Source organism: Chitinophagales bacterium (assembly GCA_020635995.1).
Taxonomy (GTDB): domain Bacteria; phylum Bacteroidota; class Bacteroidia; order Chitinophagales; family UBA8649; genus JAFMKE01.
Genome location: JACJYS010000009.1, coordinates 22,165 through 47,690 on the forward strand (window position 1 = coordinate 22,165; position 25,526 = coordinate 47,690).

The following is a 25,526-nucleotide window of genomic DNA, read 5'->3' on the forward strand; positions in this document are numbered from 1 at the left end:
CTTAAACGTCCCAAGATGCTATCTTAAAGCATAAATCATTGGTATAATAACGGATAGTCATTAGAAAAACTATATTTTACAGTTTTTCAAAATTGTGAAACTTTAAGTTACTATGTAATACTAATTTGTATTTATTCCTTAATTTTACGCTAATGAAACACCGGATAATTTTTTTTTCATTTATTTTAATGGTGGCGTGCAAGGATAAACCTCAGCCGCCCGATAATTTAATTGGTAAAGAGGAAATGAAAGAAATTTTGATAGATATGGCTATGTCTGATGTAGTTGTTGAGTTGAAAAAATTAGAAAATAACAAAGATATTTACAGCGAAAAATATGCATTGTTTAAGAGTATTTTAAATAAATATGATGTTGAAGAAAATCAGTTTAAAAACTCTTATAAATACTATCTTAATAATTTAGATTCGGCAAATGTAATGTACGACCAAATGATAGAAGAAATGAGTATTAGAGAAGCGGAATTAAATAATAAACCATAAACATATATGAATAAAGTAGTAAAAAATGCCGAAGAGGCAATACAGGGCATTAAAGACGGAATGACACTTATGCTTGGAGGCTTTGGCTTGTGTGGTATTCCCGAAAATACCATAAATGCCTTAGTAAAAGCAGGTGTTAAAGATTTGACTTGCATATCAAACAATGCCGGAGTAGATGATTTTGGAATTGGTTTAATGTTACAACAGCATCAAGTTAAAAAAATGATAGCCAGCTATGTAGGCGAAAATGCAGAGTTTGAAAGACAAATGCTTTCGGGAGAATTGGAAGTGGAATTAACACCACAAGGAACTTTAGCCGAAAAATGCAGAGCAGGCGGAGCCGGTATTCCTGCATTTTTTACAGCCACAGGCTATGGTACAGAAGTGGCAGAAGGCAAAGAAACAAGAGAAATAAACGGTAAAATGTATGTGTTGGAAGCCAGTTTAACCGCAGATTTTGCTATAGTAAAAGCGTGGAAAGGCGATAAACACGGCAATTTAATTTACAAAGGCACAGCACGAAATTTTAACCCCATGATGGCAACAGCAGGAAAAATAACCATCGCAGAAGTGGAGGAACTAGTAGAACCGGGCGAATTAGCCCCTAATTTTATACATACACCCGGTATTTTTGTACAGCGTATTTTTCAAGGTGTTAATTATGAAAAAAGAATAGAGCAAAGAACGGTTTCAAAATAATGAGATAATTAATTAATGTAAAAAAATGGCAACAAATTATTACAAACTAAAAATACAGGTTAAAAAAATAAGTCCAAGTATTTATCGTACAATTATAGATGCAAAAAACATAAAACTTTTACCATGATTACATAAAGTATAAAAAATAATTTCACATTCCGTAATGCTCCCCACCTGAAAAGGAGGGGGATAAATGTATGTGAAATTACTTTTTAGAAACAATATAAGAGATATAATTTATAAAACAAACCAATATTTATGAGTTTAACAAAAGACCAAATAGCCCAGCGTATAGCCCAAGAACTACAAGACGGCTGGTATGTCAATTTAGGAATAGGCATTCCTACTTTAGTGGCTAATTATATACCTAAAGGAATAGAAGTAACGCTACAATCGGAAAACGGTTTGCTGGGCATGGGACCTTTCCCTACAGAAGCCCAAGTAGATGCCGATTTAATAAATGCCGGTAAGCAAACCGTAACAATGCTACCCGGTTCCAGTTTATTTAGTTCGGCAGAAAGTTTTGCCATGATACGTGGCGGTCATGTACAGCTTACCGTTTTAGGAGCTATGGAAGTAGATCAAAATGGAGATATAGCCAGCTGGAAAATACCGGGCAAACTGGTAAAAGGCATGGGCGGAGCTATGGATTTAGTGGCAGGAGCAGAAAACATTATTGTAGCCATGATGCACACCAATAAAGCAGGAGAATCTAAATTATTAAAAAAATGTAGTTTGCCATTAACAGGCAAAGCGTGTATAACTCGTGTAATAACCAATTTAGGTTTATTTGAAATAAAAAACGGAAGTTTTGTATTAAAAGAGCTTGCTCCTAATGTTACGGTAGAGCAAGTAAAACAAAGTACAGAGGGAAATTTAATTATTCCTGATGATTATAAAACAATGAAGTTTTAATGGAATTTGTTGTTTTTAACAATGAAATAATTCCTAAAGAAAAACTTAATTTTTATAGTTTAGAGCGTTTTCGTTATGCCGATGCGTGTTTTGAATCAATGTTGCTTATAAATGGCAAAATTCCTTTTTTAAAATATCATCAAGATAGACTAAATAAAACGTGTGATTTTTTAGGTTTTCAGCAAGAAACAATTCATTTTGAACTTATTAAAAAATTAGTAGAAACACACCAAAATACTACTAAATTCTATCGGATTAGATATAGTTTAGTTAGAGCAGAAGGTGTAAATTACTTGCCAAACGGGAATAAAATAAATGTACTAATAGAATGTATAGCATTAAACCATATTTTTAAAGAAATAGACAATTTGGGCTTTTATAGCCAAATTAAAAAACCAATAAATTTGTATGCCCAATACAAAACAGCTAATGCCTTATTGTATGTTATGGTTAAACAGTTTGCCCTGCAAAATAATTATGATGAAGTACTTTTGTTAAATGATGAAAATAATTGGATAGAATCCAGCTCATCTAACATTTTTGCTATAATAAATAACGACATTTATACTACAAAAGAAAATAGTGGGGCAGTGGTAGGAACAAGTCAAAAATTTATTAAAGATAACTTTAAAGTGAAAACCGCTAAAATGGATTCCATTTTTTTAAGTGAAGTAAATGAATTATTTTTGACAAATGGAGTTCAAATTATACAGCCGGTAAAAAAGCTAAATAACAGAAAACTTCATACCTCAAAAACTCAAGAAATAATTGATAAAGTAAAAGAAATAATAGAGTTTTGAAAATAACATACTTAACATTGATGATACTTTTTGCATTTTCGTGCAACCATAGTAAACAATCAAGTTCTTCTGAAACAAAAGAAGAAATTACACCTCAAAATAACAATGCTTGGACCAGGCAAGATTATCGTCCTACAAAAGATTTGCAGTTGCCATCGGCTTATCAAACCTATTTGTTAGATGCTGAAATATTTCAAAAAATGCTGGACAAAGGAGCAGTTGAATTGCCAACAGAAAATGGCATGGCAAGTTTTAGCGTAGCGGAAAGCAATACGATGTCTGATGAAATGAGAAAGAAATTTCCAAACTTAAATTCATACAAAGGCGTAGATGTAAATAATAAACTGTGCCAATGTACTATAGATAAAAAAGATACAAACTACAGCATAACTATATTTTGCAATGATAAAACCCTTTATGTAAAAGATTTATTTAGAAACGAAATTTATTTTGTATATAATAAAAAAGATGTTCCTCCTGGCGTAGGAACAGTAAATGAATAACAATGAAAAAATTTATTACCACATTATTTAGCTTCATGTTAATTTTTGCTTATTCGCAAGAATATTGGCAAAAAACTTCTTCATTCCGAAATAGTGAAAATGCTCAAATAAAGGCAAGAAACGCTCAAAATTTAAACTTAGATGTTAATGCTTTTACGCAAGAAATGTTTACTGCTCCACAGTATAATGGCAGTACTTTAAGTAGTGTAATAGTCGATATTCCGTTGCCTAACGGCAATTTTGAAAAATATATGGTTTATGAATCCTTAGTAATGGAGCAAGGTTTAGCCGATAAATTTCCACAAATAAAAACTTTTATAGTTCAAAGTATTGAAAACCAATTAAATACAGGTAGAGTAGATATAACACCTAAAGGATTTCATGCTTTAATTTATACACAAAACGGAACATTATATATAGATCCTGCTTTTGCCAATGATAACACTAAGTATATTGCTTACTATAAAAAATATTTTTATACTACAAAAGAAAAACCAACTTGTGCATTTGAAAATAGTGAAGCTATAGGAATAGAAGACGGAGTTTTAGAACATAATGAACCTACAGAACTTTCATCTTTTAAAAGTATTAAAACAACCAATGGAACTCAGCTAAGAACTTATAGAATTGCCGTTTCTGCCACTGGCGAATACACTCAATATCAAGGTGGTACAGTAGCTGACGGATTATCGGCAGTAGTTACATCAATAAATAGAGTAAATACTGTTTACGAAAGAGATTTTTCTGTTCATCTTAATTTAATAAGCAATAACGATTTAATTATTTACACAAATGCGGCTACAGACCCGTTTACAAATCCTACAGACCCAAGTCAAAATTTAGATGACAATGAAACGTCATTAACCGCTACTATAGGAAATGCAAACTACGATATAGGACACGTAGTGGGCAGAAGTGGGAGTGGATTAGCCAGTTTTGGTGTAGTTTGTAATGATGGTAGCTGGTGGAGCCACAAAGCACACGGCACTACAGGCGTGCCAAATCCGGTAGGCGATCCGTTTGATATTGATTATTTGGCACATGAAATAGGACATCAGTTTGGTGGTAGCCATACTTTTAATGGCGAAACTGGTTCTTGCGGTGGTGGAAATAGATCACAAAATTCTGCTTATGAGCCGGGTAGCGGCACAACTATAATGGCTTATGCGGGTATTTGTGGTTCAGATAACACCCAGTTTAATAGTGATGATTATTTTCATGCCCGTAGTTTATCTCAAATTGTTAATTATACCACACAAGGCAATGGCAATGACTGCCCTGTTAAAACCAGTACAAATAACAGTATTCCGCAAGTGCAGTCATTAACACCTACAGGCTTAAATATTCCCATTTCTACACCTTTTGAGTTAGAAGCTTTAGCTACAGATAACGATGGAGATATAGTAACTTACTGCTGGGAAGAGTACGATTTGGGTACGGCAGGTTCGCCTAATAGTCCAAGTGGTAATGCTCCGCTTTTTAGAAGTTTTTCGCCTACAGAAAATCCCGTAAGAACTTTCCCTCAACTGAGCGATATATTAAACAATACACAAACTATAGGAGAAATTTTGCCAAGTTACCAAAGAAGCATGAATTTTAGAGTAACAGCAAGAGATAATAAACTAAATCATGGAGCTATTAATGACGATAATATTTCGGTAAATGTGGTTTCTACAGCAGGACCTTTTAGCGTTACTTCGCAAAATACGTCTGGTATTTCTCTTTTTGGAGGAGATAGAATGAATATAACTTGGGATGTGGCTAATACTACAGCTTCGCCTATTTCTTGCAATACAGTAGATATTTATTTATCAATAGATGGAGGGCAAACATTTAGCATACAACTGGCAGATGATGTAGCCAATAATGGTTTATATAATGCTTTAATTCCTCAAGTGGTTACTACAGATGCCAGAGTAAAAGTAAAAGCCGGCAATAATATATTTTTTGACATTAATAATACAGATTTTGAAATTCAAGCCGATTGTGCTTTAGTAGATGCTTCTATTAATTTTGATAATAATTTGCAAAATGCTTTTTGGTGCGAAGGTGCAACGGGAAAGCTTTCGTTTAGTGCAAGTTCTGATTTAGCTGTAAATTCCTATCAATGGTATAAAGATGGCGTAGCTATTTCGGGAGCTACATCGGCAGTATATACTAAAACAAATGTTCAAATTTCCGATTTTGGAAATTATTATTGCGAAGTTTCTAACGGTTGCGAAACAGCTTTTACAGCTACAGCCAATGTGCAAGTAACCAGCAATCCTATTGTGCCCATAATTACAGAAAATGGAGGTGTGCTACAGTCTTCTGTGCCTTATGGTGTTCAGTGGTATTTTAATGGAAATGCAATAGCCGGAGCAACTGGCGAATTTTATACACCAACGCAAGCAGGAACATACACCGTTAAAAGTAATGCAGGAAACTGTTCCGCTTCATCGGCATCTTTTACTACAGGTATAAACGATTTAAGTGCAGTAGCTCAAATTTCTATTTATCCAAACCCGAGCAAAGGAATTTATAGTGTTTCTATAGGAAACTGGGATAAAGAATTAAGCTACGAAATAGTGGATATTTTAGGTAAAACCATTTTAAATGGCACAGAAAACAATAGTAATTTCAATCTTAATTTAGAAAGCTACACAACAGGCATTTATTTGCTAAAATTAAGAAGCGATAAATATCAAAGCACCTATAAATTAGTGAAAGAGTAGGTGATAGGAATAAACAGTTTTATAATGAAATTGTAAATAAAAAAATGGCAAAGCAAAAAGTAGAAACTGTTAGAGAACTAATATATCTTTCGTATGCAAATTTGGCGATGGCACATTCAGCTGTGAATAAAAAGCAAACTAAATATGGAACATTAAATTACATGATAAGAGCAAAGTTGTTTAAGGGACTGAAAGAGGGTACAATGAATATGAGAACCATATTTGATGATGAAAAAGTTAAACTTCAAACAGGGAAAGTTTGTAATTATTGTGGGTCGGAAGATAATTTGGCTTTAGATCATATATTTCCTAAAAAGTATGGAGGTAGTGATAATGCTGAAAATCTAATTTTTGCATGTAGGTCTTGTAATAGTTCAAAAGGTAAAAAAGATTTGATGGAGTGGATGAATTTTAAAGAGCGTTTTTTACCTTTAATGATAATAAGAAGATACTTAAAGTTAACTTTTAACTATTGTGATACTCATAATTTATTGGATAGTAAAATTGAACACTTAAAAACTTTGGAGTTGCCATTTAAAATTGAATTTTTACCTATATATTTTCCTAAGCCAGATGAATTAATATTGAATATTACTGAAGAATAAAATGTATAAAATTGCAACTTGGAATCACTTTATTGAGGAAGGCATTTATATTGAATTTGGAATATGAATTTTCTGGTTAAATAAATATTTTTAACCATTTCTTTTTTCGTAAAATATTAAAAAGTGCGTAACTTGGAGTTTTAATTAAATTCCAATGAAAAACCATACGCCATACACCAATTTTGTTCAAAAAGCACCACAGCTTACTAATGAATATGCAGAAGATGAATTTCTAAAAGATTATTTAACGGCTTATTTGCCCGAAGATGTTTTACAAAAAATAGAACCGGATTTAGAACGATTTGGCAAGCGGGTGGCTAAAGAATTATTAGAATATGCTAATGCCTGCGAAAATAATCCGCCAAAACTGTTAAGTTACAATGCGTGGGGCGAAAGAGTAGATGAAATACAAGTAGCCCCCGAGTGGGAAAAATTAGAAGCCGTGGCTGCCGAAGAAGGATTAATAGCCATAGCATACGAAAGAGCATTCGGAGAGTATTCGCGTTTGTACCAGTTTACAAAATTGTACTTATATACACCCTCATCGGCTATATATACCTGCCCTTTGGCTATGACAGACGGAGCCACACGCTTAATAGAACTTTATGGCGATGAGTTCTTGAAAGACAAACCTTACAAAGGCTTAACATCACGAAATCCCGAAACGTTTTTAACCAGTGGACAATGGATGACAGAAAGAACAGGCGGTTCCGATGTTTCAAGGTCTATGACATTTGCTTATAATGAAAATGGCGAATTTGTGCTAAGAGGACATAAGTGGTTTACCTCTGCCATTACAGCCGATATGGCATTTACCTTAGCATCTACAGAGCAACCCGTAGATGGAAAGCGTGCACCATTATCGTTGTTTTATTTGCCTATAAGAAATGAAGACGGTTCATTAAACGGCATAGAAGTAGAAGCCTTAAAAGATAAATTGGGCACAAAGGCCTTGCCTACGGCACAGCTGCATTTAACGGGTGCTAAAGCACGCTTAGTAGGAGAGAAGGGCAAGGGAGTAAGAACCATAGCTACGCTGTTTAACGTAACAAGAATTTACAATACCATTTCGGCAGTTTCGTATATGCGAAGAGCTTATTCTTTATCAAAAGCCTATGGAAAAATAAGATTTGCTTTTGGCAAAAATGTAGAGCAACATATTTTATACAAAAAAAGCCTGTTAGAACTTGAAATGGCTTATGAAAGTTGTACTTTATTAGCACTTTTCTTGGCGCGCTTATTAGGTAAAGAAGATTGCAAAACAGCTACCGAAACAGAAGAAAATTTATTGAGAATATTAACACCCATAGCCAAATTATATACCGCTAAGCAAAGTATAGCATCGGCATCTGAGCATATAGAAATGTTTGGCGGATTGGGCTATTTAGAAGACAGCAATATACCTGTAATGTTACGAAACGCACAAGTGTTGAGTATATGGGAGGGCACTACTAATGTATTATCGTTAGATATGCTTAGAGCCATAAAAAAAGAGCATGGTTTAGAGGCATTTCAAGCATTTGCTAAAGATATGTTAGAATCAATTACGGCAACAGAATTGTTGGAAGCCAAAAAAGTAGTGAGTGAAAAACTTAAAGTGTTATTAAAATTTGTAAGCAATATTACTTCTCCGGCTGTAATGGAAGCCTGCTCAAGAGATGTAGCATTTTATATAGGCGATTTAACAATAGCCTTACTTTGGTTAGATTTTATTCAAAAATCGCCTAAAGAAAAGTATTACAAAGTGCTAAACTATTGGTTGAAATATAAGATGAATGAAAGCTCATTAGACGCTTTCCAGTTTATAATGAGCAGTAAGGAGGAAACGGTATTAAACTCATAAATCAAATGTAAGCATTTTTTTGATGTTTTTGCAATAGAAACCTACTAACCGATATTGAGATACCTGCCTTCGCAAGTATGACGTGTTTTTGATATTATTAGGCAAATCAACATTGGAATACTTGCCTTTTATTTTGTCTGTTTACATCTGTCTGACAATAAGATAGAGGTATGGCATACTTATTTAGACTTACTAAACGTTCCTCAAATCGTCATCCTGCGAAAGCAGGAATCCCAAATTTATAAAACGATTCACGTGCTGTCGCAAGCTACCTTCCGACATTCCATTTTCCCGTGGTCGTCATTTTTACCGATTTCCACTTTTTACTAAACTCATTAACCAAATGTAAGCATTTTTTTATATTTTGTGAAATACTCGTGCCACGACTTGGAGTCGTGGCACGAGTGCTCAGTAAATACTTTCCTAAAGACATCATAGAACTTGGCCAATCTATCTACTAACTCAAAATCAACGGACAATGGAGTATCTCTGAAATTATTTAAAAAAAAACTGAAACTATCTTCAAATCTATAGGCATAGACTACCTAAATTTTCAAAGTTAGGGTTTATTTATTGTGCGTACCTAATCTGTATGAGACAGCCATTCCATCATTTTATCTAATACAGCTTGATAATTTGTATCTAACATAACGTCATGTGCAGTGTTAGGAATAAGTGCAAAATCTGCATTGTAATAAGCTGCCGTTTTTCTTTCTTCTTTTACATGGAAAATTACATCATTTTCTGCTGCAATTATAAGCATAGGAATTTTTGTGTGGTAATTGATTTTAATGTTTGGAAAAAGCATATTTAAGAAAGCCTTAAACGATTCGCTACATAACTTTTGACTATACTCTAATCGCTTTTCTAATGGAATTTGCTTTGAAAAAAATGCCCAACTTGCTTTAGGTTCTGTATTTACTAATTTATATAAATTAAAACTTAAAAGAGCGGGGTAGCTATACAATTTTTTAGTAAAAAAACGAAGTGTGGTGTTAATCACTCCGTAATAAGGAACCGGAGTCAGTAAAATAACTTTTTTGCAAGGGTGTTTTTCTAAATATTTTTGTACAATAAGTCCGCCCATTGAGTGAGCAATAATAATGGCTTTGTTATTAAACGGTATCATTATTTCTTCTAATTGTTCAACATAATTGGCAATAGAAAGAGCATTAATTCCTTTGGTATCGCCTGGCTTGTCGTGTTTTAGTATATTGTATGTGTAGCAATTAAATCCCTGTTTTTTAAAAAACGGGATAAAAAATGCTTCCCAGCACCACGCTCCGTGCCAAGCACCATGAACAAATACGATTGTTTCTTTCGGCATAGATAGTTGTTTTTCCTATGGTCGGCATCTCTACCGCTTCTCACTTCTTTATAAACCAAATGTAAGCATTTTTTTATATTTTGTAAAATACTCGTGCCACGACTCCAAGTCGTGGCACGAGTATGCTAATATATTCCAAAGAGGGCAGACCTCTTGGAGAATTTCTGTTAAATGTGTGAGGGGAAATATACAAAACAAAAAAGCAGACCGATTAAAGTCTGCTTTTTTTAGAATAATAGAGAAAAACGATTAATCTTCTTTCTCAAATATTTTATATACTACACCTGCTAAAGCTGCACCCGCTATTGGAGCTACAATAAACAACCAAAGTTGAGCTAATGCAGGACCTCCCACAAAAACTGCTTGGCTTATACTTCTTGCCGGGTTAACAGACGTATTGGTTACGGGGATACTAATAAGGTGTATTAATGTTAAACACAAACCTATAGCTAAACCGGCAAAACCAGCCGGAGATTTAGGGTAAGTAGAACCTAAAATGACAATTAAAAACATAAATGTCATAACAAACTCCGTTATTAAAGCTGCCGTCATGCCATAGCCACCAGGAGAATGTTCTCCATACCCGTTAGTTGCAAAAGCTCCTATATCAGAACCATTACCCGTAACAATTAAAAATAGTATGGCTGCTCCTACCAATCCACCAAAAATTTGAGCAATTATGTAAGGGATAGTATCTTTAGCTCCAAAACGACCACCAACAACCAAACCTACTGTAACGGCAGGGTTTAAATGAGCACCGGAAACATGTCCTAAAGAATAAGCAATAGTAACTACTGTAAGACCAAAAGCTAAAGCTACTCCTACAAAGCCAATGCCTAAAGGATTGCCATCTCCGCCAAAATTGGCTGCTAACATTGCACTTCCACATCCACCTAATACCAACCACATGGTACCTATAAATTCTGCTAAGTATTTTTTCATATTATTTTTGTTTTAGTTTAGAAAAATAGTTTTAACAGGTATGAATATACTAAATATTGTGCCAATTTTTTAAAAAGTGTTAAATAATACCAATTGTCAACACAAAATAGATTAGACTATTTTGTGTTTTACAATGGTAAATGCCGATAGAGCAATATATTTAGTACAATAAGGTGCAACCGAAATTGGACTATTATATATTCCTAATCGGTATAATTCCAATTATCAAACGAACGTCATTGCAAACGGAGTGAAGTAACCTGTGATTATCACTCAAATTTTTTTACTTGATTGAGATTGCCACAAAAATTATTCTTTCGTCATAATTTTCTCGCAAAGACGTGCTTGTATCGGTTCGTCTTTGCGAACGGATACAAGCAATCTACGAATCTGTAGTTTTTATCAATAGGGTTAATAGCCTGATTTGGATGTAACCTGTCAGGTTATTCCTCGGTTATTGTAGAGATTGCCTGACTGCCGAAGGCAGGCTTCGTTCGTGCCTCATTCGCAAAGACGTTTTTCTGTTGGAAGTACTAGTGCTACGGCTTGTAGTTGTGACACGAGTGTAGAACACTCAAAGCATCCTTTCAGGGCAAATAAAATGGCATACTATTAACCATAGAAGGGTAGAACTTTGTGTTTTTTGAGACATTGCGAGAAAACAAAATTGGATAGTATAAAATGAGATGTAGGACTACAACAGGCAGGCATCTTATCGTCTGCAAGACGAGCCAGCATAGTATATAGAATAACGAACAAGATAAAAAAAATTAAACAAATGATTAAAACATTAGTTTAAATCAAAAAAATAGTTTTATATTTGCACCCAATAAGTATTAAAAATGGCTAAAAAGAAAGCGGAAATAGACAGTAGTACTGAAGATAAAATAAAAGAAGCGGCTAAAATTGTTTTTCATAAAAAAGGTTTTTCTGCTACTCGCACAAGAGATATAGCCGAAGAATCGGGAATTAATTTGGCTTTGATAAACTATTATTTCAGAAGTAAATCAAAACTTTTTGAAATTATTATGTTAGAAACAATGCTTACCTTTTTTCAAAGTATGGTAAATGTTTTAAATAATGAAAAGACCTCATTGAAAGACAAAGCAGAAATATTTGCAGCACAATATATAGACTTAATATCTAAAAATCCTGAAATACCAACTTTTATAGTTAGCGAAATAAGAAATAACCCCAAAATATTAATGGATAAAATTTCATTAAAAAATATTTTGCTAAACTCTGTTTTTATTCAACAATTTAAAGAAGCGGTTAAAAAAGAAGAAATAAAAGAACACAATCCGCTACATTTTATATTAAATATGTTGTCTTTAGTGGTTTTCCCATTTATAGCTAAGCCTATGATAATGTATGGTGCAGGATTAAGTGAAACAAATTTTGAACAACTGATGGAAGAAAGAAAAAAAATGATTCCGATATGGATGGAATTTATGTTTAAAAAATAATGATTTAATACTAATAATAAAAGGTTTATGACAAAACTAAAAAATATAAAAAATATAGCAGTAATATTGTTTTTGTTTTTGAATATTAATATTGTATCGGCACAAAATACGGTATTGTATTTAGATAGTTGCTATGCAATGGCTAATCGGAATTATCCATTAATAAGCCAATTTAATTTACTTGAAAAATCTAAAGAATACTCTATAGATAATGCCAATAAAGGATATTTGCCTCAGTTGGGCATCTATGGTCAGGCTACTTATCAATCTGAAGTTACGCAGGTACAAATTCCTTTGCCAAATGTGGATATTCCTAAAATAAGTAAAGACCAATATAAACTTTATGGGGAAGTGGTGCAACCTATTACCGATTTGTTTAACCTAAAAAATCAAAAAGAAGTAATAAAAGCAAATTATCAAGTAGAAGAGCAAAAAATAGAAGTGGAACTGTACAAACTACACGAACGCATTAATAATTTATTTTTTGGAATACTACTAATAGATGCTCAAAATGAACAAGTTAACTTATTGATAAAAGATATTAAAGTAGGTATTAATAAATTAAATGCGGCTATAGAAAATGGTGTGGCGGTACAAAGTGATGCCGATAATTTAAAAGCTGAATTGTTAAAAGCCAATCAAAAAATAATAGAATTAGATGTTAACAGAAAAGCTTTTACTCAAATGTTATCTCATTTTATAGGTACAGAAATAACAGAAAGTACCGAATTAGTAAAACCGCAATTTCAAATAAATACCAACGAAATAAACCGACCGGAACTCTTAATGTTTGAAATGCAAGAAAAAACTTTTGATGCACAGAAAAAACTCATAAATGCAAAGGTTTTGCCTTATTTTAATTTGTTTTTTCAAGGTGGAGTAGGTCGCCCTGCATTAAATATGCTAAGCAATGATTTAGACGGATATTATATAACCGGTTTGAGATTAAACTGGAGAATTTCCAATTTTTATACATTTAAAAAGGAAAAGAAAATAGTGGATTTGAATAAGCAAGGTGTTGATATACAAAGACAAATGTTTTTGTTTAATACCAATTTATTATTGCAACAACAAAATTCGGAAATTGACAAATATCTTCAGTTAATAAATACGGATAATGATATTATAAGTTTAAAAGAAAATGTGAAAAACACTACTAAAAATCAATTAGAATACGGTACAGCCACTTCAAATGATTATGTAACAGCGGTAAATGCTCAAAATCAAGCTCAGCAAAATTTAGCTTTGCATAAAATACAGTTGCTAATGGCTCAGTACAATTATAAAACAACTCTTGGAAATTAAAAACAACTAAAAAATATTGACAAAATGAAAAATCATAAATTATTCTTATTCTCAATTATAGCATCTTTTATTGCATTATCATCATGCAATAATGAAGATAGAGATTTTGATGCATCGGGTTCTTTTGAAGCGGTAGAAACTATTATTTCGGCAGAAGCAATGGGGACTATTAAAGAATTAAATATAGAAGAAGGGCAGGAGCTAAAAGAAAACCAGTATATAGGTTATATAGATACAACACAGCTTTCTTTAAAGAAAAAACAAGTAGATGCTCAAATAAAATCTATTTTAAGCAAAAGACCAAATGTTTCAGTGCAATTATCGGCATTACAGCAGCAGCTAAAAACTGCCGAAACAGAAAGAAACAGATATGCCAATTTAGTAAAAGAAAATGCTGCTCCTTCAAAACAATTAGACGATATTAATGCTAATATTGAAGTGATTAAAAAGCAAATAGAAGCTCAAAAATCGGCATTAGAAATAACTAATCAAGGTATAGGAAATGATGCTTTGTCTTTATTTGTTCAGCAAGAACAGTTAAATGACCAAATTGCAAAATCAATACTTATTAATCCGGTAAAAGGTACGGTGCTTACAAAATTTGCCGAAACTAATGAAATGGCAGCCATGGGCAAACCATTGTATAAAATTGCAGATTTATCTACCATAATTTTGAGAACCTATATTAGTGGCAATCAGCTACCGCAAATAACGCTAAACCAAAAAGTAAAAGTTTATACCGATGATGGTAATGGCGGTTTTAAAGAAACCGAAGGCACTATAACTTGGATAAGCAATAAAGCAGAATTTACACCTAAAACTATACAAACAAAGGATGAAAGAGCTAATATGGTTTACGCTGTAAAAATAAATGTAGTTAATGACGGCACATACAAAATAGGTATGTATGGCGAAATAAATTTTAATTAAACATAGCACTTTTTAGCAGTGATGGACGTAGTTTTAAACAACATATCAAAATCTTATAACAAAGGCGAAGTTAAAGCAGTAAAAGATGTTTCTTTTTCTGTAAATGAAGGCGAATTGTTTGGATTAATAGGTCCGGACGGAGCAGGTAAAAGTACTATTTTTAGAATATTAACAACCTTACTTTTGCCCGATAGTGGCACAGCACAAGTAAATGGTTTTGATGTACAAAAAGAGTTTAAAGAAATAAGAAAAAGAGTAGGCTATATGCCGGGAAAATTCTCTTTATACCAAGACTTAACCGTAGAGGAAAACTTAAACTTTTTTGCTACGGTATTTAATACCAGCATTGAAGAAAACTACGATTTAATAAAGGACATTTACATACAAATAGAGCCTTTTAAAGATAGGAGAGCAGGCAAGCTATCGGGAGGAATGAAACAAAAATTGGCTTTGTGCTGCGCGTTAATTCACCGCCCGTCAGTATTGTTTTTAGACGAACCTACTACTGGCGTAGATGCCGTTTCTCGGAAAGAGTTTTGGGAAATGCTAAAACGCTTAAAACATCAAGGTATAACTATTTTAGTTTCAACTCCTTATATGGACGAAGCTACACTGTGCGAACGCATTGCTTTAATACAAAATGGTAGTATTATGTCTATAGATACACCTGCCAAAATAATAGAGCAATATCCCGATAAATTGTTTGCCATAAAAGCTAATAATATGAGTAAGTTGCTGAATAATTTGAAAATGAACGAGCTTATAAAAAGCTGCAATGCTTTTGGAGAGTATCATCACATTACGCTAAAAAATGAAAATGATATTAAACTGCAAAATCAATTAATTGAGCAGCTAAAATTAAGTGGAAATGAAGAAATTGAAATTAAAACAATAGAACCTACTATTGAAGATTGTTTTATTAATTTAATGTAATTGATGGATAAAGAAATTGTAATATCAACTCATAAGCTAACTAAGCAATTTGGAGATTTTGTAGCTACCAATCAAATAACTTTTGATGTGTATAAAGGCGAAATTTTTGGATTTTTAGGAGCAAATGGAGCAGGAAAAACAACAGCTATGCGTATGCTTTGTGGCTTGAGTGTTCCTTCTTCTGGCGAAGCTACAATAGCAGGTTTTGACATATATAAGCAAACCGAAGAAATAAAGAAAAATATAGGCTATATGAGTCAGAAATTTTCTTTGTACGAAGATTTAACCGTGGTAGAAAATATTAATTTTTTTGGTGGCATATATGGTTTGAGTGATAAACAGTTAAAAACCAAAAGTGAACAATTAATACAAACTTTGGGTATGCAAGATTTGAGTAAAAAATTAGTAGGTAGTTTGCCTTTAGGTTGGAAACAAAAACTTGCTTTTTCGGTAGCCATTTTGCACGATCCTAAAATTGTATTTTTAGATGAACCCACAGGAGGTGTTGACCCCGTAACAAGGCGGCAGTTTTGGGACATGATTTATAATGCCTCAGACAGGGGAATAACTGTTTTTGTTACCACACATTATATGGACGAAGCAGAATATTGCAACCGAGTTTCTATGATGGTAGATGGTGTTATAAAAGCATTAGATAGCCCTATAAATTTAAAAAAACAGTATAATGCAGCCTCTATGGATGAAGTATTTTTTGAATTAGCAAGAGGAGCAAAAAGAAGCGAATAGAGATGAGTAAAAAGATATTTTCATTTTTTGATTCCCAGTTTTGGGCGTTTGTAAAAAAAGAGTTTTATCATGTTTTTAGAGATAAAAAAACCTTGTTATTACTTTTTGGAATGCCTGTGGCACAAATATTAATTTTTGGTTTTGCCCTTACTAATGAAATAAAAAACTCAAAAATAGTAGTGTGCGATTATGCTAATGACATAAGTTCTCATGAAATTATTAATAAAATAGAAGCCAGTAAGTATTTTGAAGTAGAAAAATCATTGTTGAGTCATAGTGAAATAGAAAGTGCATTTAAAACAGGAAAAGTGAAGTTGGCAATAGTTTTTCCTGCTAATTTTAATGATGATTTAGCACACTTAAATAAAGCACAAATTCAAATTATAGCCGATGCTTCGGACCCAAATACTGCCAATACTTTAAGTACTTATGCTATGGGCATAATAATGGACTATCAGCAGCAGTTAATGAACGGAGCTTCTGTGCCTATGCAAATAACTACAGATTTACGCATGATTTATAATCCCGAGCTTAAAGGAGTATATAATTTTGTGCCCGGAGTAATGGCTTTAGTTTTACTTTTAGTGTGTGTGCTTATGACTTCGGTTTCTATAGTTAGAGAAAAAGAATTAGGAACTATGGAAGTTTTGTTGGTTTCTCCATTTAACCCCGTTATGGTAGTAATAGCTAAAGCTGTTCCTTATTTTATTTTGTCGCTTATTAATCTTACCGTTATTTTATTGTTGAGCTCGTTTGTTATGGGCATGCCTATAAATGGGAGCTTGGCATTGCTTTATTTTTCCAGTTCTATTCTTATATGTACGGCTTTAGCTTTAGGTTTATTAATATCTAATTTAACCGACAGCCAAGAAACAGCTATGCTACTTTCATTAATGGGAATGCTACTGCCTACGGTTTTATTTACAGGATTTATGTTTCCTTTAGAAAATATGCCTTTGCCTTTGCAATATATATCTAATCTTATTCCTTCAAAATGGTATTATATAATTGTAAAATCTATAATGATAAAAGGTTTAGGTATAAAAGCAATATGGAAAGAGTTGCTAATTCTTACTGGAATGACAGTGTTTTTGTTATTGGTAAGTATTAAAAAATTTAAAACCCGTTTAGAATAATGAGAACACTGAAAATATTGCTAAAAAAAGAATTCCGACAAATTCTTAGAAATACCACTATTTTACGATTAATAATAGCCATGCCTGTTATTCAATTACTAATATTGCCTATGGCGGCAGATTATGAAATTAAAAACATCAATATTTCAGTTGTTGACCACGACCATAGTACTTATTCTCAAAAACTAATAGATAAAATATTTGCTTCGGGATATTTTCAGCTAAATGATTATAGCAATTCTTTTGATGAATCTTTTCAAGAGTTTCAGCACGATAATTCGGATATTATTATAGAAATACCACAAAATTTTGAGAAAGATTTATTGGTAGAAAGTAAATCAAGTTTATTTCTTGCCGCTAATTCAATAAATGGAGTTAAAGCATCGGTGGGTTCGGCATATTTAAGTAGTATTATTAGAAATTTTAATTCTGAAATACAGGTAGATTACATACAAACTAATAATAAGCCGGTTTCAATGCAGCAAATTGAAGTAGTAAATATTAATTGGTTTAATCCATATTTGAATTATACTCTTTTTATGGTTCCGGGTATTTTAGTACTTTTAGTTACTATGGTGGGAGCCTATATGAGTGCTTTAAATATTGTAAAAGAAAAAGAAATAGGAACTATAGAGCAAATAAATGTTACACCGGTTAAAAAGATTTATTTTTTATTAGGAAAACTTATTCCGTTTTGGATTATAGGCATTCTTGTGTTTAGTTTGGGTTTATTTGGTATAGCAAGGATAGTATATCATATAGTACCGGTAGGTTCGCTACTTTTACTATATTCCTTTTTAGGTATTTATTTAGTGGTAATGTTGGGCATAGGTTTATTAATATCTACCTATAGCGAAACGCAGCAGCAAGCCATGTCTTTAGCTTTCTTTTTTATGATGATATTTATATTGATGGGAGGTTTGTTTACCCCAATAGATAGTATGCCGGTATGGGCACAATGGATAGCACATTTGAATCCTGTTACTTATTTTATAGAAGTAGTGCGTATGGTAGTGCTAAAAGGTAGTAATTTTATGGATATTAAATTTCACTTTTTAATAATGTTTTGCATGGCTATATTTTTCAACGTATGGTCGTTACTAAATTATAAGAAAATTTCTTGATAAGAGCAAATCATAGGAATTTTATACCTTAGCTTTATGAATTTCTTTAAAGCTTATAATAATTTCTTTAAAAAGTATTTCCCTTCTCCATTAACAATAGGACTGTTGCTTACCATTATCAGTTTTATTTTAGCGTGGATTTTTACGGCTAAAAATGCAAACACCAATTTTTATGGTACAGAACTCATGAATTATTGGTTTAGTGGCATGTTTAAAAGTAGTTTATTGGCATTTACTATCCACATGATGCTTATTTTGGTTTTAGGGCATATTATAGCACTTTCAAAACCGGCAGAAAAAGTAATAGATTGGGTGCTTAAATTTTGTACAAATACAGCTTCCTCTGTTTTTTTAGTGAGTTTGTTAACTATTTTAGTTTCTTTGTTTAATTGGGGATTTGGGCTAATTTTTGGGGCAATATTTGCCAGAAAAATAGGCGATAAATTTAAAAAAGAACATAAAGCCATAAATTATCCACTGGTAGTGGCTGTGGCATACATCGGCATGATGGTTTGGCATGGTGGATTGTCGGGTTCTGCTCCTTTAACTGTAGCCGGGGCAACTCATACTTATGTTAATGAAATTGGCGTTATTTCATTGCAAAAAACTTTATTTAGCTCTATGAATATAGTGGCAACATTAATTGTTGTTTTTATAATTCCACTTGTCTTATACTTTTTTGCCAAACAAACTAAAAATATGGTAATTCCAAACTTAAAAAAGATACATGAACATAAAATTTTAATAGAAAATGAAAACGCTTTAGCTGATAAATTTGAGTTAAAACCTTATTTAAGTATTTTGGTGGGAGCGGTTATGCTTTTATATTTTGTTTATTTGAGCTACAGCAAAGTTAAAGAGGGTGGTAGCGTGCTGAGCATTTTAAATTTAGAAACCACAAATTTGTTGCTTTTATCTTTGGCAATTCTGCTACATGGCAATATTAAAAACTTTTTGTTTGCTTTAGAAGAAGCAATAGGGGATGTAAGTGGAATTTTAATACAATTTCCCTTGTATTTTGGTATAATGGGAATTATAAACGGTAGCGGATTAGCGGTACTAATAGCCAATGCTTTTACGGAAATTTCTAATAATTTTACTTTACCATTGTTTACATTTTTAAGTGCAGGATTGTTAAATATTTTTATTCCCAGTGGAGGAGGGCAGTGGCAGGTGCAAGCTCCTATTATTATAGCTTCGGCAAAAAATACGGGTGTTTCTATAGAAAAATTAATTATGGCTATGAGTTATGGCGACCAGCTTACCAATATGCTGCAACCTTTTTGGGCATTGCCATTGCTGGGTATTACACAGCTAAAAGCTAAAGATATATTGCCTTATACTTTATTGTTATTTGTTTTAGGTTTAATTATTTTCACAACTATTTTAATAATTTTTTGAAAAAAGTCCGTTTATTTGCAACTCAATTGCATTAAGCATTGTTTAGCATTTATGTCAAGAAGCCATAAACATCATCACCCACACGACCACAGCGGATTAAAATTAAGTGTATTTTTATCTGCATTGTGTTTGGTACATTGCTTAACGTTCCCTTTTTTAATAGCACTTTTACCTATGGTAAATATAGCTTTTCATCCACCTGAATGGATAGAGTTTACTTTGCTGGGAGCTACGGCAGCTTTAGGTTTGTATTCTATGAGGCACGGCATTTCTATGCACTATCATAAATTTGCTCCTTTAATTATTTTTTTAATTGGAATAATAGGAGCTTTTTCTATTCATATAATATGGCATACTCATGAATTAAATTGGTATAAAGTAGCTTTAGAGGTATTTTTTGCTCTTTTAATAGCTATGTCGCAGGTTATTAATTACAGATGGGCAAATACTTATGCGTGCACAGTGCACAGCCATTAGTTTTGCTGATTTATCTTTATGAGATTAAAGGTATTGCTCTATGGGCATTTACCATTGTAAAACACAAAATAGTCTAATCTATTTCGTGTTTTACAAAGTATTATTTTTTGCTTAACAACTTTTTTATATCTCGCCCAAAAGCAAAGGCTATAAAAAGTACTAAAGTAGCATTTGCCAAAATTAATTTAATAAACAGGTTGTTTATAGGTGCAAAATAAAACACTAAGTATATAAATATTCCTATACTTATATAAACTAAGTTTTTTGTTATATTGTACGGCACAGGATAGTATTTTTTGCCCCACAGCCAAGAGAAAACTGTCATAACAAAATAAGAGAAAAATGTAGCCCACGCACTTGCCCAATAGCCATATTTGGGTATTAACAATACATTTATAAGTATAGTAACTACGGCTCCTGTAATAGAAATAATAGTGGCATAATGTGTTTTATCGCCTACTTTATACCACACACTTAGATTGTAAAAAATACCCAAAAACAAATAAGCCATTAATAGAATAGGTACTAAATCTTTCCCTGCCCTAAAACTTGGTCCTAATGCCATTATTATCCAATCTAAATTTAAAGAAACAGCCAAAAAAACTGCTACTCCGGCTATAACAAAAAAGTCCATAGCTTTAGCTAAAACGGGGAGGGCATCATCATCTTTAGCTTGCTTAAAAAAGAAAGGTTCTGCTCCCATGCGGTAGGCTTGCACCACTAAACTCATAAAAATGCTTAGCTTGTACGCCATGCCATAAATACCTACTTGCACGTTTCTTTCTTCAAGTGTGCCAGGCAATAGATATTTTAGTAAAATACGGTCAATGGTTTCGTTAACAATGCCTGCTAAACCTACAATAACAAGCGGTAAGCCGTATTTGAGCATTTGTTGCCACGTTTGTTTATCAAATTGTAGTTTTGTTTTAATAATTTGAGGTATAAAAACTAAAAATGTAGCTAAACTGGCAATCATATTAGCGAGAAAAACATAAAAAAGTGCTTGTTTTTCATCAAAAACGCCACCGTTTTGGGCATTTTTATACATTGGATATAAAAGTGCAATGTTAAGTGTAACCGTTAATACTACATTAAGCAGTTTTATGGCTACGTATTTTAAAGGCTTGCTTTCTAACCTTAAGCGAGCAAAAGGAATATTGCTAAGCGTATCAAAAGCTAAAATAAGAGCAACCAACTTAATAATAAAGCCATAGTTAGGGTAAGATAATAGTGCGGCTATTTTGTCGGCACTTAAAAAAATACCTAAAGCAAAAATAAAAGTAGTACCCAGCAAACTAATAAAAGCAGTGCTAAAAACTTTGTTAGCATCACTTTTATGAGAAGCAAAACGGAAAAAAGCAGTTTCCATGCCGTACATTAGTAGCACATTAAAAAAAGCTACATAAGCATAAATTTCGGTAATTATACCAACGCCTGCCGGGCTATTGTCAAAAACATAGCTTTGAAAAGGAGCTATCAGCCAGTTTAAAGAACGAACCAGTATGGTACTAATTCCATATATTAAAGTTTGGTTAGCTAATTGCTTTAATTTGCTCAACGGTTATAATTTTTTATAAAGCTAAGAAAAGTCAAAGCTAAAGTTTTTTACTGTTTAATTTTATTTCATCTATTAAAACAGTTCTTGCTTCCCACGGGTTTTTAATTTTTATGTACTGCCCCGAGCCACTTTCTGCCAATTTCTGCATTAATTTATCGCCTTCTTCATCTTGCCCAAAACCTATAACCGATAATTTAATGCCCATTTCTTTTACGTGTTTTTTTACTTCTTTATTTAGTTCGTTTTCTGTCATTAAAGCATTTACTTTACTAAACAATCCGTCTGTGGCTAATATTATCTGATTATTGCCATTGCCAATGTAATGGTAGTTTAATAAATCGTAAGCCGTTTGTAAACCTCTAACACCATAAGTTAAACCATAATTTTGTAGGCTGTCTATGGCATTTATAATGCTACCTTTGTCGGCTCCGGAAACACCTTCAAGTATAACGTTCGTTTTTTGGTTGTAGGCTATTAAAGAAACATTATCTATATCTCTAAGCACACTGGTTAGGTTTTTTATAGATTCTTTCAATAGTTCCATTTTGTTTTCTTTAGCCATTGAAGATGAAATATCTATTAAGAAAAGTACATTGTTTGCTGCATATTCTGTTCTTGATAGTTCAATGCTTGTTTCTTTAGGAGTTGTATTTTCAGGAGTGTTTTCTTTAAGCAGTTCTATTTGAGTTTCGTAGTTTTGCTTAGTTTGCTCCAACTGCGAATTAGTATTGTTTATCTCCGCATCTTTTTTAGAAAGCTCTAATTCTTTAGCCAAAAGTTCATTTTCTTTTTTGCTGATTTCTAAGTTGGCTTTAGCTAATTCTAATTCCATTTTTGCTTTTTCGGCTTCTATTTGAGCCATTACAATTTGTAAAGAATCTAATGATGCTTTTCTATCATTTTCTTGTGGTTTTGTATCTTCTATTTTATTTTCTTCTACTTTAGTGGGAGTGGGTTCGTTTATTGGAGCAACTTCTTTTTGCTCTTCTTTTTCTATTACTTCTGGAACTACTTTTTCTGTAGTGTTTAATGCCACTAATTCCGGCTCAGGCTCTTTGGTAGGTTTTAAATAAACTCTTACTACTTTAGTATCGTCATTAGGGTTTATAGTTATAGTAGTCGGCAAAAAATTATGAGCATCTGCGGTAAGTTCATACTCATTAATAGGTAGTTTTATTTCAAAAGAGCCTAATTCACTTCCTTTATCATTAACTGTGGGTATTTCATCAGATTTTATTTGCAATTCTACATTTGGTATAGGCTGGTAGGTATCTTCATTTACAAATCTAAAGCGGTATTTTGTGCTGTTTTCATATTGTATATCTGGTTTTTCTATCTCTTTTTTCTCTGGAGTAGAATATCCAAAATCGCCATAATCTTTTACTTCTTTTGGTTCTTTTTCTTCTTTTGGCTTGTCATAATATGCAGATTCATAAGGTTTATATATTTTTTCCTCTTTTTGGGGTATTGTTTCTTTCTGTTCTTGTTTTGGTGTTTCTTCAATAGGTTTTTCAAAAGTGTTGTGTATAGTGTAGGTATATACTTTTTCAGGAGTGTTGTTTGTAGTGTTACTCGCTATTGGTTCGTCTTTTTTAGGCAGATTATCTTCATTGTATTTTGGTAAATCTTGTTTTACAAAATTTTCGTTAGGCGTGTTTACGTCTTCTATTTTATCTATATCATTGTTTTTAATTGGAGCATTTACATTATCGTTTTTAGTGCTTAAAGATTCTTCATTGTATTTAGGAAGTTCTTCCTTTTTAAAATCTGTTTTTGGCGTAGAAACGTTTTCTACTTTATTAGGTTCATATTTTTCAGTAGAAGAATTGAGTCTATCTTCTTTTTTATCTATATTTTCAGAAAGTAAGGGAGTTTTAGAAACAGGAATAAGCTTAATTTTTAGGTTTCCTGTGTTTTGCCCTAAGTAAAAAAAGCTATTATGAGTTTCAAAACCATTTTTCTTAACTATTACTTGATAATTTCCAAAGGGCAATTTACTATAAAAATTTCCGGTTCTATCGCTTAAAAGTTCAGCATTTGTTTTTGAGCCTACTTGTTGAAGTATAACTTCGGCATTTTCAATGGGCATATCAGTATCTACATTTACTACCAAGCCTACTAAATCGCCTTTAGTTTTGCTGTGTTCGGGTTTTGCCATAGGGCATTGTATATATGCCGTAGGAGATAGGCTTTTTATATTTCCTTTTATGGTTAAGTAATAAGCTTCGGGGCTTCTATCAAAATAAATAGGAAATTTTCTTGTGAAACTCCCTGTGCCGGAAGTGTAATAAATGGCTTTTATAATTACTTTTTCATTGGGAGCTATGTTTTTATCGGGATAAATTACTTCTAAATCATTTTCCGAAAAAATGGGTAATATACTTAAACTTACATTTGATTTGTTAACTAATTCAAAAATAGCAGGCTGATTTTCCCACATTTGAATATCGCCAAAGTTGTATGTTTGCGTTTTAAACTCAATACCTATTTTCTTTAATTTTTGAGCTTTTAAACTGTTATTGAAAATTAAACCAATAAAAAATATATAAATTAAGTACTTTTTCAAAATAATGTCATTTTAAAAGTGCAATTTTAAAACGCTAAAAATAGCTATTTATGATGCATTATCAAAAAAATGGAGTTCAATATGTAAATAATAATTTATTGTTAAACTTAATTTGGTAAAAATCAATTTCTTTCATTAGCTTTACAATATCTTTTTATGAAAAAAATATTAGTATTCATTTTAATATTAACAGTGCAGTCAACTCTTTTAGCTCAAAAAAGTAAAAAGAGAGAGATTAGCTTAGCTGATGAAGAAAACATGGTTTTTAAGCATGAATGGAGCTTAGGAGCAAGAATACATACCAATGGATTTAGTGCTTTTTTTGAAAGAGTATGGATTAAAAATATCTGGAAACGAAACGTACTTCAAACAAATTTTTTCTACTATAGAAGTTTTAAAGACAGAAAAACAAAATCTATATATACCTCTTATTCCGATGCTGTACCTTATTTTTATGGTAAGCAAAATAATTTTTGGAGTATAAATGTATTATACGGACAGAAAAAAGTAATAGCCGAAAAAGCTGAGAAATCTGGAGTAAGACTTTGTTTCGTGTATATGGGAGGCGTTTCATTGGGGATATTAAAACCTTATGGCTTAAAAATAATAGAACAAAATGATGTAGGCAATACTAAGGTTTATTTTTATGATGAAAATAATCCGGAGGTATTTTTAGATCCATTAAACGCCAATACACATATATATGGTGCAGCAGGAATAGGCGCAGGATTTAATAAAATAAAACCCGTAGCAGGTGCACATTTAAAATTAGGATTAAATTTTGACTGGGCAAGTAGAGAATCTTTTATTAAAAGTTTAGAAGTAGGTACACAAGTAGATATATATTATAAAAAGCTTCCTGTTTATATTACTAACAGGAATAAACCCTATATTTTAAACCTTTATTTGGGCATTCAACTGGGCAAAAGGTGGTAATTTTAAAGAAATTACAATAAAAAGACGAAAATTATGTTAATTTTTAGCTAAATATTCCATATATTTGGCTTGTTTAAATTATATCTAAATAGAAAGCAT

At 32.2% G+C, this 25,526-nt stretch carries 22 protein-coding genes; 18 read left to right on the forward strand and 4 right to left on the reverse strand.

Annotated features, from left to right (window positions below; translation table 11 throughout):
• Positions 1-152 precede the first annotated feature (152 nt).
• The 8 genes from H6578_11570 (at position 153) to H6578_11605 (ending at position 8,579) form a co-directional block, all read left to right on the forward strand.
• The gene (locus tag H6578_11570; GenBank protein ID MCB9227789.1) at positions 153-500 is read left to right on the forward strand and encodes a DUF4296 domain-containing protein; all 348 of its coding nucleotides are present in this window, start codon (positions 153-155) and stop codon (positions 498-500) included.
• 6 nt (positions 501-506) lie between these two features.
• On the forward strand, positions 507-1,199 hold the full coding sequence (locus tag H6578_11575; GenBank protein ID MCB9227790.1) for a CoA transferase subunit A: 693 nt from the start codon (positions 507-509) through the stop codon (positions 1,197-1,199).
• A gap of 258 nt (positions 1,200-1,457) precedes the next feature.
• Entirely contained in the window at positions 1,458-2,114 is a 657-nt protein-coding gene (locus H6578_11580; GenBank protein MCB9227791.1) for a CoA transferase subunit B, read from the forward strand.
• The gene (locus tag H6578_11585; protein ID MCB9227792.1) at positions 2,114-2,914 is read left to right on the forward strand and encodes an aminotransferase class IV; all 801 of its coding nucleotides are present in this window, start codon (positions 2,114-2,116) and stop codon (positions 2,912-2,914) included. The genes H6578_11580 and H6578_11585 overlap by 1 nt, the downstream gene beginning before the upstream one ends.
• Positions 2,911-3,417 (forward strand): hypothetical protein, encoded by a 507-nt coding sequence (locus tag H6578_11590; protein ID MCB9227793.1) that lies wholly within the window; start codon positions 2,911-2,913, stop codon positions 3,415-3,417. Before H6578_11585 ends, H6578_11590 begins: the two co-directional genes overlap by 4 nt.
• Before the next feature lie 2 nt (positions 3,418-3,419).
• The gene (locus tag H6578_11595; GenBank protein ID MCB9227794.1) at positions 3,420-6,131 is read left to right on the forward strand and encodes a T9SS type A sorting domain-containing protein; all 2,712 of its coding nucleotides are present in this window, start codon (positions 3,420-3,422) and stop codon (positions 6,129-6,131) included.
• A gap of 44 nt (positions 6,132-6,175) precedes the next feature.
• A complete protein-coding gene (locus H6578_11600) occupies positions 6,176-6,736 on the forward strand; it encodes an HNH endonuclease (protein ID MCB9227795.1) in 561 nt (186 codons plus the stop codon).
• A gap of 154 nt (positions 6,737-6,890) precedes the next feature.
• Positions 6,891-8,579 (forward strand): acyl-CoA dehydrogenase family protein, encoded by a 1,689-nt coding sequence (locus H6578_11605; GenBank protein MCB9227796.1) that lies wholly within the window; start codon positions 6,891-6,893, stop codon positions 8,577-8,579.
• 583 nt (positions 8,580-9,162) lie between these two features.
• Here the strand turns inward: H6578_11605 and H6578_11610 are convergent.
• Together H6578_11610 and aqpZ are read right to left on the reverse strand one after the other, a co-directional pair.
• Complete coding sequence (locus tag H6578_11610) at positions 9,163-9,906, reverse strand: alpha/beta hydrolase (GenBank protein MCB9227797.1); 744 nt, start codon at positions 9,904-9,906, stop codon at positions 9,163-9,165.
• 249 nt (positions 9,907-10,155) lie between these two features.
• On the reverse strand, positions 10,156-10,848 hold the full coding sequence (gene aqpZ / locus H6578_11615) for an aquaporin Z (GenBank protein ID MCB9227798.1): 693 nt from the start codon (positions 10,846-10,848) through the stop codon (positions 10,156-10,158).
• An 842-nt stretch (positions 10,849-11,690) separates the two neighbouring features.
• Between aqpZ and H6578_11620 the strand changes: the two genes are divergently transcribed.
• From H6578_11620 to H6578_11660, 9 genes are read left to right on the forward strand one after another with little or no spacing between them, the layout of a single operon-like run.
• The gene (locus H6578_11620; GenBank protein ID MCB9227799.1) at positions 11,691-12,314 is read left to right on the forward strand and encodes a TetR/AcrR family transcriptional regulator; all 624 of its coding nucleotides are present in this window, start codon (positions 11,691-11,693) and stop codon (positions 12,312-12,314) included.
• Between the two features lie 27 nt (positions 12,315-12,341).
• The gene (locus H6578_11625; protein MCB9227800.1) at positions 12,342-13,619 is read left to right on the forward strand and encodes a TolC family protein; all 1,278 of its coding nucleotides are present in this window, start codon (positions 12,342-12,344) and stop codon (positions 13,617-13,619) included.
• A gap of 24 nt (positions 13,620-13,643) precedes the next feature.
• Positions 13,644-14,549, forward strand: coding sequence for an HlyD family efflux transporter periplasmic adaptor subunit (locus H6578_11630; protein ID MCB9227801.1), 906 nt, complete (start codon positions 13,644-13,646; stop codon positions 14,547-14,549).
• A gap of 18 nt (positions 14,550-14,567) precedes the next feature.
• Positions 14,568-15,482, forward strand: a complete 915-nt coding sequence (locus tag H6578_11635; protein ID MCB9227802.1) for an ABC transporter ATP-binding protein — start codon at positions 14,568-14,570, stop codon at positions 15,480-15,482.
• Between the two features lie 3 nt (positions 15,483-15,485).
• Positions 15,486-16,229: an ABC transporter ATP-binding protein gene (locus H6578_11640; protein MCB9227803.1), complete on the forward strand. Its 744-nt coding sequence runs from the start codon at positions 15,486-15,488 to the stop codon at positions 16,227-16,229.
• 2 nt (positions 16,230-16,231) lie between these two features.
• Positions 16,232-17,365: an ABC transporter permease gene (locus H6578_11645; protein MCB9227804.1), complete on the forward strand. Its 1,134-nt coding sequence runs from the start codon at positions 16,232-16,234 to the stop codon at positions 17,363-17,365.
• Positions 17,365-18,489, forward strand: a complete 1,125-nt coding sequence (locus H6578_11650; GenBank protein ID MCB9227805.1) for an ABC transporter permease — start codon at positions 17,365-17,367, stop codon at positions 18,487-18,489. The genes H6578_11645 and H6578_11650 overlap by 1 nt, the downstream gene beginning before the upstream one ends.
• A gap of 36 nt (positions 18,490-18,525) precedes the next feature.
• Positions 18,526-19,890: a short-chain fatty acid transporter gene (locus H6578_11655; protein ID MCB9227806.1), complete on the forward strand. Its 1,365-nt coding sequence runs from the start codon at positions 18,526-18,528 to the stop codon at positions 19,888-19,890.
• Between the two features lie 51 nt (positions 19,891-19,941).
• Positions 19,942-20,367 (forward strand): MerC domain-containing protein, encoded by a 426-nt coding sequence (locus H6578_11660; GenBank protein MCB9227807.1) that lies wholly within the window; start codon positions 19,942-19,944, stop codon positions 20,365-20,367.
• Positions 20,368-20,467: 100 nt separating this feature from the next.
• Here H6578_11660 and H6578_11665 read toward each other — a convergent pair whose 3' ends face one another.
• Positions 20,468-21,925 carry an oligosaccharide flippase family protein gene (locus H6578_11665; protein ID MCB9227808.1) on the reverse strand — a complete coding sequence of 486 codons (1,458 nt, stop codon included), beginning with the start codon at positions 21,923-21,925 and terminating at the stop codon, positions 20,468-20,470.
• A 37-nt stretch (positions 21,926-21,962) separates the two neighbouring features.
• Positions 21,963-24,491, reverse strand: a complete 2,529-nt coding sequence (locus H6578_11670) for a VWA domain-containing protein (GenBank protein ID MCB9227809.1) — start codon at positions 24,489-24,491, stop codon at positions 21,963-21,965.
• 156 nt (positions 24,492-24,647) lie between these two features.
• On the opposite strand from H6578_11670, the gene H6578_11675 reads away from it, so the two are divergent.
• Positions 24,648-25,427: a hypothetical protein gene (locus H6578_11675; GenBank protein MCB9227810.1), complete on the forward strand. Its 780-nt coding sequence runs from the start codon at positions 24,648-24,650 to the stop codon at positions 25,425-25,427.
• The last annotated feature ends 99 nt before the right edge of the window (positions 25,428-25,526 follow it).

Bases quoted from the DNA above. Each gene is read 5' to 3' on its own strand.
- H6578_11675 (MCB9227810.1), top strand. From the start codon at position 24,648: ATGAAAAAAATATTAGTATTCATTTTAATATTAACAGTGCAGTCAACT.
- H6578_11620 (MCB9227799.1), top strand. From the start codon at position 11,691: ATGGCTAAAAAGAAAGCGGAAATAGACAGTAGTACTGAAGATAAAATA.
- H6578_11600 (MCB9227795.1), top strand. From the start codon at position 6,176: ATGGCAAAGCAAAAAGTAGAAACTGTTAGAGAACTAATATATCTTTCG.
- H6578_11645 (MCB9227804.1), top strand. From the start codon at position 16,232: ATGAGTAAAAAGATATTTTCATTTTTTGATTCCCAGTTTTGGGCGTTT.
- H6578_11605 (MCB9227796.1), top strand. From the start codon at position 6,891: ATGAAAAACCATACGCCATACACCAATTTTGTTCAAAAAGCACCACAG.
- H6578_11580 (MCB9227791.1), top strand. From the start codon at position 1,458: ATGAGTTTAACAAAAGACCAAATAGCCCAGCGTATAGCCCAAGAACTA.
- H6578_11570 (MCB9227789.1), top strand. From the start codon at position 153: ATGAAACACCGGATAATTTTTTTTTCATTTATTTTAATGGTGGCGTGC.
- H6578_11655 (MCB9227806.1), top strand. From the start codon at position 18,526: ATGAATTTCTTTAAAGCTTATAATAATTTCTTTAAAAAGTATTTCCCT.
- H6578_11575 (MCB9227790.1), top strand. From the start codon at position 507: ATGAATAAAGTAGTAAAAAATGCCGAAGAGGCAATACAGGGCATTAAA.
- H6578_11585 (MCB9227792.1), top strand. From the start codon at position 2,114: ATGGAATTTGTTGTTTTTAACAATGAAATAATTCCTAAAGAAAAACTT.
- aqpZ (MCB9227798.1), bottom strand. From the start codon at position 10,848: ATGAAAAAATACTTAGCAGAATTTATAGGTACCATGTGGTTGGTATTA.
- H6578_11625 (MCB9227800.1), top strand. From the start codon at position 12,342: ATGACAAAACTAAAAAATATAAAAAATATAGCAGTAATATTGTTTTTG.
- H6578_11650 (MCB9227805.1), top strand. From the start codon at position 17,365: ATGAGAACACTGAAAATATTGCTAAAAAAAGAATTCCGACAAATTCTT.
- H6578_11660 (MCB9227807.1), top strand. From the start codon at position 19,942: ATGTCAAGAAGCCATAAACATCATCACCCACACGACCACAGCGGATTA.
- H6578_11630 (MCB9227801.1), top strand. From the start codon at position 13,644: ATGAAAAATCATAAATTATTCTTATTCTCAATTATAGCATCTTTTATT.
- H6578_11595 (MCB9227794.1), top strand. From the start codon at position 3,420: ATGAAAAAATTTATTACCACATTATTTAGCTTCATGTTAATTTTTGCT.
- H6578_11640 (MCB9227803.1), top strand. From the start codon at position 15,486: ATGGATAAAGAAATTGTAATATCAACTCATAAGCTAACTAAGCAATTT.
- H6578_11610 (MCB9227797.1), bottom strand. From the start codon at position 9,906: ATGCCGAAAGAAACAATCGTATTTGTTCATGGTGCTTGGCACGGAGCG.